At 45.7% G+C, this 12,616-nt stretch carries 9 protein-coding genes and 1 pseudogene; 3 read left to right on the top strand and 7 right to left on the bottom strand.

Annotated features, from left to right (window positions below):
• Window positions 1–64: 64 nt before the first annotated feature.
• Window positions 65–460 (bottom strand): helix-turn-helix transcriptional regulator, encoded by a 396-nt coding sequence (locus tag AC0IYG_RS17655; protein WP_471712457.1) that lies wholly within the window; start codon window positions 458–460, stop codon window positions 65–67.
• Entirely contained in the window at window positions 445–1,047 is a 603-nt protein-coding gene (locus AC0IYG_RS17650) for a hypothetical protein (RefSeq protein WP_471712456.1), read from the bottom strand. The genes AC0IYG_RS17655 and AC0IYG_RS17650 overlap by 16 nt, the downstream gene beginning before the upstream one ends.
• A 133-nt stretch (window positions 1,048–1,180) precedes the next feature.
• Here AC0IYG_RS17650 and AC0IYG_RS17645 point away from each other — a divergent pair, with 133 nt between their 5' ends.
• Together AC0IYG_RS17645 and AC0IYG_RS17640 are read left to right on the top strand one after the other, a co-directional pair.
• Complete coding sequence (locus tag AC0IYG_RS17645) at window positions 1,181–3,703, top strand: TonB-dependent receptor domain-containing protein (RefSeq protein ID WP_471712455.1); 2,523 nt, start codon at window positions 1,181–1,183, stop codon at window positions 3,701–3,703.
• A 55-nt stretch (window positions 3,704–3,758) separates the two neighbouring features.
• Complete coding sequence (locus AC0IYG_RS17640; protein ID WP_471712454.1) at window positions 3,759–5,018, top strand: sialidase family protein; 1,260 nt, start codon at window positions 3,759–3,761, stop codon at window positions 5,016–5,018.
• A gap of 60 nt (window positions 5,019–5,078) precedes the next feature.
• Here the strand turns inward: AC0IYG_RS17640 and AC0IYG_RS17635 are convergent, their stop codons facing one another.
• The 3 genes from AC0IYG_RS17635 to AC0IYG_RS17625 are packed head-to-tail and all read right to left on the bottom strand — an operon-like array spanning window position 5,079 to window position 6,930.
• Window positions 5,079–5,681 (bottom strand): 2'-5' RNA ligase family protein, encoded by a 603-nt coding sequence (locus AC0IYG_RS17635; protein WP_471712453.1) that lies wholly within the window; start codon window positions 5,679–5,681, stop codon window positions 5,079–5,081.
• A gap of 23 nt (window positions 5,682–5,704) precedes the next feature.
• The gene (locus AC0IYG_RS17630) at window positions 5,705–6,319 is read right to left on the bottom strand and encodes a 2'-5' RNA ligase family protein (protein WP_471712452.1); all 615 of its coding nucleotides are present in this window, start codon (window positions 6,317–6,319) and stop codon (window positions 5,705–5,707) included.
• Between the two features lie 2 nt (window positions 6,320–6,321).
• Window positions 6,322–6,930 (bottom strand): hypothetical protein, encoded by a 609-nt coding sequence (locus AC0IYG_RS17625; RefSeq protein WP_471712451.1) that lies wholly within the window; start codon window positions 6,928–6,930, stop codon window positions 6,322–6,324.
• Window positions 6,931–7,206: 276 nt separating this feature from the next.
• Between AC0IYG_RS17625 and AC0IYG_RS17620 the strand changes: the two genes are divergently transcribed.
• Window positions 7,207–7,701, top strand: a complete 495-nt coding sequence (locus AC0IYG_RS17620; RefSeq protein WP_471712450.1) for a hypothetical protein — start codon at window positions 7,207–7,209, stop codon at window positions 7,699–7,701.
• Here AC0IYG_RS17620 and tnpA read toward each other — a convergent pair.
• Together tnpA and purL are read right to left on the bottom strand one after the other, a co-directional pair.
• A pseudogene (gene tnpA, locus AC0IYG_RS17615) lies at window positions 7,698–8,158 on the bottom strand (IS200/IS605 family transposase). The gene AC0IYG_RS17620 and the pseudogene tnpA overlap by 4 nt on opposite strands.
• A gap of 720 nt (window positions 8,159–8,878) precedes the next feature.
• Window positions 8,879–12,538, bottom strand: coding sequence for a phosphoribosylformylglycinamidine synthase (gene purL / locus AC0IYG_RS17610; protein ID WP_471712449.1), 3,660 nt, complete (start codon window positions 12,536–12,538; stop codon window positions 8,879–8,881).
• Window positions 12,539–12,616: the final 78 nt, after the last annotated feature.

The raw sequence follows: 12,616 nt of genomic DNA, 5'->3' as shown, positions 1-12,616 counted from the left end.
AATAGCGACGAATATACCGATTATGCCTTTTTTACACTAAAAGCGCCCACATTTTTATCACGAATCACCTGCATTCGCTTGGCAAAAAGCCAAAATACTTTTTGAATGCAACGGTGAAATGGGCCGGATTGCGGTAGCCGATCCAATAGGAAATCTCCGCCAATGTTCTGCTCCCTTCGTTGATCAACTGGCGTGCATACTCCATCCGCAACCGGTTTACGTAAGCCAGAATCGTGTAGCCCGTGTGCTGTTTAAAGCCCTTTTTGAGCTTAAATTCGTTCAGTCCGATGATCCTTGAGAGCTCAATGATGGTGGGTGGTTTCTGAAAATTTGCGTCCAAAAACTCCCGTGCTTCTTTAATCTTATGAAAGTCGTTTGCATTGAGGCGGGCAATGGTTTCGTGGCTGTTCACGGTTTGTTCCAGTTGCAGCATGAGCAGTTCTATCACCTTGGCTTCCAAAAAAGTCTCTTCAAATAACCGGTCCGTTCGCAATGGCGAATGTCCCGGATGATCCATTTCATGGCCGGCGTGATCGGTAGGTTTTTCTCCTGATGATAAGCGGGTTTGCCGGAAAATGTGTGCGAAGCAAATCTGTTATGCAATGCGTTTTCTTCCGGAATCAAATGGAAATAAACGCTTTTGGGAATCGTTACGATGAAAATGTCGGCCGCGCCTGCTGCCGGGTTGTAATGTAGCGTGCTGACGGAAGGCGGAATGTAACAAATGTTGTGCTGCCACGGAGCAAAAGCATGCTGACCGTTGAAGCCATTGACATTGGTAATGCATTGCCCGGCAATCGAAAAATAAAGCTGGATGACGTCATTATTCATCTGCTTTTCCAGCTGCAAATCCGACTTTACATCAAAGTCACATCTTGCTAAAAGCATATTTCCCAAGCTCACCTGCTCATCTGAAATCAATCCGAGATGCTCGTGGTTGAAACTCACTTTCTTTTCGTGGAAATGCCCTTGGTGATCATAATTCTCAGCAATTACTTCCTGACAAAGGCTTTCCTGCAATCCCTTAATATTAACCTCAAACTTCATAAATCCCGAATCCGTAAGTAATAATCCGCTTTGCGATAGCCTGCGCTTCCTGTTACAATGCAAATTTGCACAAATATCGAGAATTAGTCTAAATAAGCCCGTTCAAAAAAAGCATCTTATTCAACTTATCAATATGATTAATAAAATTACCCTAACCTGTTTGTGTATCCTGACTGCACTGAGCCTTCGGGCTCAGCATGCAGGCTCGATTGAAGGAAAGATCACCAGTGAATCCGGTCAGCCTGTTTCTTATGCCAATGTGGTTTTGGAAGAAACTAGCCTGGGAACAACCAGCAATGAAACCGGTTTTTATAAAATCCAGCAGCTTGCGGACGGAAATTATACATTGATCGTCTCAGGGCTGGGTTTTAAAAACCACTCACGGAAAGTAAAGATCAAAGGCGGCGAGACGGTTAACTTAAATTTTTCGCTCGTTTCGACGGCAAATGAGCTGGAAACGGTTGAAGTTTTTGGAGAAAGAGGCAAACAGCCTGCAAAGCTGGACGCACTGACGCGTCTGCCGCTCAAACCGAGTGATCAGATCCAGAGCATTTCTGTGATTTCAGATCGCCTTATTGAGCAGCAGGGAGCACTTTCGGTCATTGAAGGCGTGCGCAATGTGCCTGGCGTTTACACTTATGCAACTTACGGCGGCGTGAAAGAAAGTATTTCGGCAAGAGGTTTTCGTGGAATCCCGACATTGAAAAATGGCGTCCGGGTTATGACAGACTTTCGCGGCATGGGTTACCCTACTGATATGCAAGGTGTTGAGAACATTCAGGTGATGAAAGGAGCATCCTCGGTTACGCAAGGTTTGGGGCAGACTTCCGGACAAGCGACGGACCTGGGTGCGCCGGGCGGAATTGTGAATGTGGTGACAAAAACACCCAAATTTGTGAATGAAGGAGCTGTCTCCATGCGTGCGGGAAGCTTCAATTTATATCGTCCGACATTTGATGTACAAGGACTGTTAAATGATTCAAAAACAATCGCTTATCGCATTGATGGCGCTTATCAAACGGGCGGCAAATTCAGAAACGGGATGGAGAAAGAGTCTTTCTACATTAACCCATCGCTAGCTTTCAGGCCTGATGACAAGACGCAAATTACGCTGGAAATGGACCATTATAATGTGAACGAGACGATTGATGCCGGAACTGTGAACCTCGCTGTTGACCCGAACCCTGCATTTGATCCTTCAAAACCAGCGGGAAGGAACAATCAGCAGTTTGTTACCAACATGCGCAACGAAATTTATGACATTCCGAACGACAGGATGCTTGGTTTCAAATCGGACATTTCAACGGTGAAGCACACGACTTTTACAGCGAGTTTCAAGCGTTATATGGACCTGGAAAACAAGCTTTACATTCGTGGAGCAGTTTACCGGTCTGTTTTTGACACGGATGCAATCAGGACTTCACTCACGCCGCTGGCCAGCAAACCGGATACAAATGATGTGCAGGTGAATCTTTACAGCCGCTCGATCGGACACAATTTGCCAAGATTGGATAAAAATACGGTTGTACAGTTTGACTTTGTCGGAGAGGAAATCAACACGGGTGCATTGAAACACACATTCATGATCGGAGCGGATTATAAAGTGACCGACCTGACGGAATATGCGTACAGCACGATCAACATTCCGGGCATTATAGACGTTTTTAAACCCGAAACCATTACAAATACGCTTCCTTTTGGAACGGCTAATTTTACCAAAACAGGTGAAACTTTGAGTAAAACGACAAATATGGGCGTCACTGCGCAGGATGTAATTTCACTTGCTGACCGTGTCAAAGTGTTTGCCGGATTGCGTTACAGCACAAATCAAAGCAATTCTCCACTCAATGCTGGCTTTACAAGGACAAGTTTCTGGAACCCGATGGCGGGCTTAATGGTGACCGTGAAGAAAGGCATGAACCTGTTCGCTTCTTACACGAACAGCACCAAACCGGAAAACGTGAGTCAGATCGATGAAAGTGGAAATACATTTGGAAACGGATCCATTACGCAATTTGAGGCTGGCATCAAGTCGGATTGGCTTAATAACAGGCTGCGTTTCAACCTCACATTGTATCGCATTGAGCAGCGCAACATTATTGAACAACTTTACGACATCAATAATGTGGCAATTACCGTCAATGGCAGAAATGTTTACCGCGCCAGCGGAGATGACCGCCGTCAGGGAATTGAAGTTGAGCTGACAGGACGCGTGCTCGAAAACCTGGAAACGATTATCGGTTACTCGATGATTGACGCTTCCTACCGCAATACAAATGTGAATGTAGAAGGCTCAGCGCCAAATAATACGCCGTCGCACACATTCAACGGATGGCTTAATTACACAGTTCGCGAAGGAAAACTGGCCCGATTGAACATTGGTGCGGGTGTATATTATTTGGGTTCGCGCCCTTATAATGACTGGACACAGGTTGGCTACACAACGCACGGCCTTGACACAAGCAAGGAGCCCTGGTATAACAAAGCGTACACATTAGTGAACGCACAGGTTGGTTATCAGGTGAATAAGAACTGGGGATTGCGCTTTTTGGCAAATAACATTCTGGGCAAAGTGGGTTATGATGCTTACCGGACATCGTTCATTGACAAGATTCAGCCAAGGAATCTTTCGGGTGTCGTAACTTATCGTTTCTGACATTATATTAAGTCTAAAAACACATAAATTAGCGTTTGCAACTCAAATGTCAAGTATGAAAAACAGGTTCAAAATATTTCTCTGCGTCGCCACGGTTTTGGCCACAATGGGACAAACGCAAGCGGGCAAACTTGAAAATTTTGCTGATACAACGCGTTCTTATGCATTGCCATTATTTACCGGCCTTGCCGATGGCAAGGTTGGTTTGTCCTGGACGGAAACTGATAATAACGGCATAAGTCATCTTTATTGGGCATTGTCATCGGATAACGGTAAAACTTTTTCGGATAAAAAACTCGTGTACGCTTCACCCGGACTTCGCAGCTCGCGATTGATGCGCGCCAAAGTGCTTGCCAAAAAAGACGGTTCCCTTGTGGCCGTTTTTGGTTTGAGTCCGCAGCCAGCAGCAGCGCCCGCGACAGCAGAAGCGCACAGCGGTCATGCCGGACATGGCGAAGCAGAAAAGCCGAAAGGCAAGCCATCAGGCGGCGGGCGACCATCAGATTTACAGATCGTTTATACGGTTTCAAAAGACAATGGAAACACCTGGACAGCGCCGGAAACGGTCCATAAAGACAAAACGCCAAAAATAATCCGGGGCTTTTTCGATTCCATCGTCATGCCTAATGGTGAAGTTGCTGTCGCATTTTTGAAAGACACGGGCAATCCGCACGAAAGGGATTTGAGACTAATTACTTCTGAAAACGGGCAGTTTGGTGAAGAAAGAGTAATTGATCCATTCGTTTGCGACTGCTGTAATGTGAGTCTGCTAACCGACAAGACGGGTGCGCTGAACATTTATTACCGCTCAAACATTAAGAATATCCGGGACATTGCTAAGATGGTTTCCAAAGACAACGGCAAGACTTTTTCCAAACCGGAGATTGTTTTGGCAGATAAATGGGAGATCAACGGATGCCCGCATTCAGGCCCGGTTTCAGCGGCTGCGAGCGGAACAAACGTGATCACTTGGTTTTCTGCGGCACCAGAATCGCCAGGCATTCGTGTTGCGAATCAGGAAGGCAAACGCCTGGTTGTGTTGAATAAAAATGCAGCTAACCCCTTTATTATATCCGGCCCAAAATCTGCTGTTTTGATCTGGGAGCAAACACAAAGTTCAGAGGACGGCAAAATCTCGACGGTTGTATATCAGCCAATTGCTGGAAGCGAACCAATTAAGCCAGAAGCCTTTATGAAAGTTGGCACGGGTACGAATCCAGCTGGATTTGCTACAAAAGATGGCCTTTGGATCGCGGCAGAAACGCCGGGTAAGGGAGGCAAAAACGCTTTGAAAATTATGCAGGTGAAATTGTAAGCTATTAAAGCAATTGCAAAGCGGGCGGAATGCTATTCTGCCCGCTTTTTTGCGTTTTGCCTAAGGCTGAAAGAGATCAAGTTGGACTAATGGTGTGGTTTCACCGAGCAGCGGAATCGTGTCGATGACCTCATATTGCCGCCGCTTCTCATTGAATTTCCGAATGACAAATGTGTCGCAATGAAAGTTTGCTTCGTAATCCGTGAATAATGTGTGCGCCATCTCAACCCACTCACGCGTAAGCCTGCGTCCCACAGACATATGCGGGTTTTTCGACTCGTCGCCCCACTTTTTCGTGTACTGCTTTTTAAGTTTTTTGTCAAAAGCGCTTACAACAGCCGCGCTCCGCTCCCGTATCGCATCAGCCGATTCAGCAGTCGGATGAATGTAGAAAGCAGAAAAATTTCCCTTATCAAAATCTCCAAAGCCAGAAAACGCAACATCAAAAGGAGTCAGTTCCGAAACCACACGGCGATATTCGGCAAGAATGTAAGGATAATGATCATCATCCGCCTCAAAACCATCCAACGATATATGCGCCTCCGCATTCACACTGCTATAAGCCTTCCCAATCGCATTCCGAAGCTGCTGTTTCATCTCCGCGACTTCGAGCAGGATTGCAGGGCTGGGCATGATGGCTAGGGAGTATTCTGAAATAGGCATTTAAAAAGAGTTTTGAATGTAAGTTAAAACAGCCGCATCTGCTGACCGGCCATGTATTCATGACCGAGCAAAGGAATGCTGTCAATGATTTCGAACTGGCCTTTGGTGTCATTTAACCTACGCACGACAAAGGATTTGCAGAAGAAACTTTCGGTAAATGTGTCGTCAAAAAGCGCGTACGATTTGTGAATTTCCACATCGATCAGCTCTCGGGCAATGGTCATATGTGGATTTTTTCTTCCTGCCACGTCCCAATGATCAATGTATCTGCGTTTCAAAACTTTATTAAAATTTCCGCCAATCGACCGGCAACATTCCACGATCTGCACGATTGAATCTGTGTCTGGTTTGACAAAGAAAGTACATTCGGGCGTGTCAGAAAAATCACCAAAGCCTGAAAACTTGACTTCAAAGGGTGAAAGTCCGGCCAAGACTCTTTTGAACTCAGCCAGAATAAGCGGATAATCCTCTTCGTAAGCGACAAAAAGAATCAAACTGATATGCGCCTGCGAATTGACACTCCTGTATTCTTTGCCTAAATGTTCCGTAAGGCGCTTCTTCAAGTCTTTCACAATTGCCACAATGCGCTTATCCGGATTGATAGCCAGGGTGTAAACGGATAGTTTTCTACTTTCCATGATTAATAGACAACGTCGTAAAAATGCTGTCTCGAATTGCCGGCAACGAGCTTCGTAATCCAAGCCGCTCTCAGTGTGATCGCATAAGTGATTTTACCTTTCTTAGGATCATTCTCATCAAATATGACACGGATCCGCTCCGGTGCTCCTGCCGCCTGCGCCTCCGCCAAATTGCTGTACAACGGCAGCATCGTGTTGTCCAGATAGCCAACTTCCGGCTCCCAGTTGCTTTCGGACATTTCAGAAATGATTGCTTTAAATGATGACGGCAATGTCAGGGACACGGTTTGTTTGTTATCATCCCATTCCCAGGTCCCGTCCCAGGTGATGCCCATGCCCGTTTCGTTCATAGACTTTGCACCATAAGGCATCTTGCCAAACGGGCCGGAGCTGATGATCTCATCAAGCGTATTTGCAGTCGTGATAAAGCGAAATCCAACATTCGGCGTAACATTTATTCTTGTCTCTGCCGAGATCAGATCGGTTGGTTCTGCCAGGTTAGCACCGGTTTTCACTCCTTGCTTCTCAATCGAAATTTCCTCAAAACGCCAATTCCTCTCACCACTTATAAGTGCAGCCAGGACTTTTCCTTTGTCTATAGGCGCCTTCACGATTGGTTCTTCTCTGTCATCGCAAGAGACAATCAAGCAAAACAAGAAGAGCAGGAATGAATGTAGAATTAACTTCATATAACTGAGGTTAAATAATATTATAAATATCGATAACAATCTTCTAATTACCACCATTTTCAAGCAGTTGGATTTGCTCCCCACCTCAGTTTCCAGATAATGTTACAAACCTTGCTATGCTGAGTATTCATCCATTTTAACATGACCAATTAATGCATTAACTTCAAAGCGAAATCCAAATCTCTATTCAGATCGTTTATGAAATCAATTTTGCTTGCTCTTACATTGGTTGTCGCTCTCGTTGCTTGTGGCGAAAAAAAAGAAAAACCGGAAATGTCAACTGCTCAGCCAATCGTCGGCACGTGGGCGCTTTCATCGAGTAAGGTCATTACTAAGAAAGACACATTGATCACCTTCCCAATAAAAAATCAGGAGATGATTAAGATGTTTACCGAAACGCACTTCACATTCATGAAGCACGACACCAAACTGGGAAAAGGCGATTCAACGGTGTTTGACGCAGGCGCCGGCACTTACAAACTAAATGGAACCGATTATTCCGAACACCTGCAATACTGCAATTACCGCGACTGGGAGAACCGGGATTTCAGTTTTAAGCTTACCATCAATGGCGACACACTCATTCAAACTGGAATAGAGAAAATTGACAGCTTAGGCATTGATCAAGAGATTCGGGAGGTTTACGTTCTGTATGAAACAGCCGTAGTAACAAGACCCAAATCTTGGTGTTAAATCAGACCTTTGAAAATGTATTGATCGTCATAGTCACCTTATGCCTTTCGAGCAGGCCGATATATTCCTTCATGAAGGTCGTTTTGCTGTGATGCTGTTCTTGATTTTGAATGTATCTGATCACATCATTAATGTGTGAACGACTGTAAGAGAATGTGCCGAAGCCGCCCTGCCATTCAAAACGTTCAGGCAGAAAGCCACTTTCGTTAATCCATTTGGAAGACTTGGCTTTCGCATGTTTCATCACATCCGAAACGGAGATTGATGGCTTCAAGGCAAAGAAGCAATGCACATGATCTTCAACACCGTTTACGATAATCGTGCTGCATCCCGTTTCATTAATCAGATTACCAATAACGGCCATCAATTCCGGTCTCCACTGCCTATCAATGACTGCCCGCCGAAATTTCACCGCGAACACAGCTTGGATGTACATCTGAGAGTAAGTATTTGCCATATATAGTGTGTTTAAATTGAGGGGCTAAACTATTAAATTATCGATATACTTCAAAAAGCTCTGAGAAATCTAAGGGATAGGCGCTTAAAAAGTTACACAGGAAGCGAGCCTAGCAAAAGCGAGAAAAGGCCAGAATAAATCTGAAAAAACAAAAAGGCCAGGATAAATCTTAAAAAAATAGAAAGGTCAGGATAAATCTTAAAAAACAAAAAAGGCCAGGATAAATCCTGGCCCAAGTAAATCGCCCGTGCCTGACGGCACTGACATCCCACTCTGAAAGTGCCGTCAGGCACGACATATCTTCAAACGGGATTTTAATCCCGGGGAATAAGCTAGCAAACCCAGGAAGCGAGCCTAGCAAAAGCAAAAAAAGGCCAGGATAAATCCTGGCCCAAGTAGATCGCCCGTGCCTGACGGCACTAACATTCCACTCTGAAAGTGCCGTCAGGCACGAAACATCCCCAAACGGGATTTTAATCCCGGGAACAAGCCAGCGATCCGGGGCAAGCTAGCAAACCCGGGAGCAGGCCCAGCAAACCCAGAAAGCGAGCATGGCAAAAACAAAAAACAAAAAAGGCCAGGATAAATCCTGGCCCAAGTAAATCACCCGTGCCTGACGGCACTAACATCCCACTCCAAAAAGTGCCGTCAGGCACGAAACATCCTCAAACGGGATTTTAATCCCGGCTCTCAGCCCCCCAGCCCCCAGCCCAAACTCCCTCACAACCCCTCGATCCACTCCCTAGCGTTCACAAAGGCCTGCATCCAAGGGCTCACCTCATCCTTCCTACCCTCCGGATAGTTTGCCCAGTGCCACTGGAACAATGATCGCTCAATGTGCGGCATCATCACCAAATGGCGGCCTGTTTCGTCACAAAGCATAGCGGTATTAAAGCCGGAGCCATTCGGACAAGCCGGATAAGTCTCGTAACCATATTTAGCAACAATCCGGTAACGGTCTTCTGTATGTGGGAAATCAAAACGGCCTTCACCGTGAGACACCCAAACGCCCAATGTGCTTCCCGCCAAATTCGCAAGCATCACAGATTTGTTAGGCTGAATGGTAAGCGAGGTAAAAATGCTTTCATGCTTACCGCTGGCATTATGCAGCATTTTCGGCTTTTGCTCGTGATCATCATTAATAAGCCCGAGTTCAACAAACAGCTGACAGCCATTACAAACACCCACCGACAATGTATCCTTACGCTTGAAGAAGTTTTCCAGCGCAATTTTTGCCTTCTCATTATAAAGAAATGCCCCGGCCCAACCTTTCGCAGAACCCAACACGTCAGAGTTAGAAAACCCTCCTACTGCGCCGATAAATTGGATATCTTCCAGCGTTTCACGGCCAGAGATCAGGTCAGTCATGTGGACATCCTTTACATCGAAACCAGCTAGATACATGGCATTCGCCAATTCCCTCTCCGAATTACTTCCTTTTTCACGAAGCACCGCCGCTTTGGGGCGAGGCTTGGAAGCGTCGATCAACGGCTTTTTACCATCGAATTCGGCAGGAAACTTGTATTTTAAAACATGATATTTATAATTATCAAAACGCTCCTTAGCAAGTTCAGGCTTGGTCTGTTTGCTATCAAGCAGATAGGAAGTTTTAAACCAAACATCACGCAGCGTTTCAATGTCGAAATCCCACTTACCGGTTGAATCTTTCACCGTTAATGTGGATGCAAGATTAACCGTGCCGATCTTATGAAAAGCAACTCCGTTGGCTTGCAAGTCCGCTTCCACAGACTCATCTGCCTGGAAAACGATCCCGATATTTTCTGAAAACAGCTTTTCAATGATATCCTGATTTCCCAGTGAAGAAAGATCGATTGAAGCTCCCAGATCGCGGTCCGCAAAACACATTTCCAGCAAAGTCGTAATCAAACCACCGCTGCCAATGTCGTGACCAGCCTGTATCTTTCCAGTCTTAATAAGCTGCTGGATGGTGTTAAATGCAATTTTAAACTGCTCTGCGTCCTTAATGTCAGGTGCTGCCGTGCCCACTTTGTTTAGAACCTGAGCAAATGACGAACCACCAAGCTTATACGTGTCAGCGGAAAGATTAATGTAATAAATAGCACCACCGGTTTTTTTCAAAACTGGCTCCACAACCGCTGTAATGTCATCACAATGTCCGGCAGCCGAAATGATAACTGTTCCCGGTGCGATGACCTCCGTATCCGCATATTTCTGCTTCATCGAAAGTGAATCTTTTCCAGTTGGAATGTTGATTCCCAGGCTGATAGCAAAATCAGAACAAGCCTGAACTGCTTTATACAATCGCGCATCTTCGCCCTCATTTTTACAAGCCCACATCCAGTTTGCAGAAAGGGAAACGCTTGTCAGACTATCTTTAAGCGGCGCCCACACAATGTTAGAAAGAGACTCCGCAATGGCATTTCTGCTTCCCGCAGCAGGATCAATCAATGCAGCCAGCGGCGCGTGGCCGATTGAAGTCGCAATGCCATCTTTACCCTGAAAATCCAGCGCCATAACGCCGACATTATTCAAAGGCAATTGCAGCGGCCCTGCACATTGCTGCTTTGCAACACGCCCGCCAACGCAACGGTCTACTTTATTGGTAAGCCAGTCTTTACTTGCAACCGCTTCTAATTGAAGCATTTGCTCCAAATATTTATTAAGCTTTTCTACTTCGTAAGTGATCGGCTCGTAATTTCTGTCGATCGTTTTGTCAGCCATCACCGTTTTTGGTGAACTGCCAAACATATCGTCCATTTCCAGATCCATTGGTTTGGCACCCGTGCTTGCCGACTCAAACGTAAAACGGTGACTTCCATTCACCTCACCCACCTGATAAAGCGGTGCACGCTCACGGTCAGCTATTCGTTTCAATGTTTCCAGATTTTCCTTGCTGATAACCAGTCCCATTCGTTCCTGAGACTCATTACCAATGATTTCCTTGGCCGAAAGGGTCGGATCACCGACAGGCAATTTGTCCAGATCAATCTTTCCGCCCGTTTCTTCAACAAGTTCAGAAAGGCAATTCAAATGTCCGCCAGCGCCGTGGTCATGGATAGAAACAATCGTGTTATTTCCACTTTCGACCATGCCGCGCACTGCATTAGCAACGCGTTTTTGCATTTCCGGATTGGAACGCTGAATGGCATTAAGCTCAATTCCCGAACCAAATGCACCCGTGTCAGCAGAAGAAACCGCTGCACCACCCATTCCAATCCGATAATTTTCACCACCCATCACCACGATCTGATCGCCAGTCTGCGGTGTCGATTTTTTCGCCTGTTCAGCAACGCCGTAGCCAATGCCACCCGCTTGCATGATCACTTTGTCGTAACCAAGCTTGCGGCCCGCTTCTTCGTGTTCAAATGTAAGGACGGAGCCTACGATCAAAGGCTGGCCAAACTTGTTTCCAAAATCAGTCGCACCATTAGAAGCCTTGATCAAAATATCCATAGGAGTTTGATAAAGCCACTTTCTTTTCTCAACGCCCTTCTCCCACGGCCGATTTTCTTCCAGACGCGAAAGTGCCGTCATGTAGACAGCCGTTCCCGCCAATGGCAACGAACCCTGCCCGCCTGCAAGCCTGTCGCGGATCTCCCCGCCCGACCCGGTCGCAGCGCCGTTGAATGGTTCAACAGTTGTTGGGAAATTATGTGTTTCCGCTTTAAGCGATAAAACGGATTCAAAATCTTTTATTTCATAATATTCAGGAACGTCAGGTTTTTTAGGAGCAAACTGCTGAACAATAGGCCCTTTGATAAACGCAACATTGTCCTTATATGCCGAAACGATCGAGTTCGGATTTGCTTCCGAGGTTTTGCGGATCAGTTTAAATAACGAAACCGGCTGCTCCTCGCCATCAATGACAAATGTGCCATTGAATATTTTGTGGCGACAATGTTCTGAGTTGACTTGTGAAAATCCGAAGACTTCCGAATCAGTCAATTTGCGGCCTAACTTTTCAACCAGATTATTTAAATATTCAACTTCCTCGTCACTAAGCGAAAGACCTTCCTGCTTGTTGTAGGCAGCAATGTCAGCAACTTCAATGATCGATTCCGGCTGAATGCTGATCGTGTAAATGCTTTGGTTCAGCTCGCTGTATTTTTGCGAAAGCATGGGATCAAAATCAGAAAAGTCAGCGCTAACCTGCTTAAATTGCTCAATTCTGACAATTCCCTGAATGTCCATATTTTGGGTAATCTCGACTGCATTGGTGCTCCAGGGCGTAACCATTGCTGCGCGGGGCCCAACAAAAAACTCCGTGATGCTGTTTTCATCCCGGAGTTTTGCGCCGCCAAAAAGCCAGCTTAATTTTGAAACATCTGCTGCTGTGAGCGTTCGCTCGATTTGCAGTGCAAAAACTGTATTGTGATCGTCAGTGAAGAAGTAAATCATGATATCGAATTATGGTGCAAAGGTAATTTAATTTTCCCCCGATGCCCATTTAAAGGATAAAAATTGCGCTCTAAACTA

It is taken from the genome of Dyadobacter sp. AC419 (genome assembly GCF_979253085.1).
Note: the sequence above shows the minus strand (reverse complement) of the source record. Positions and strands in the feature narration are given on the sequence as shown.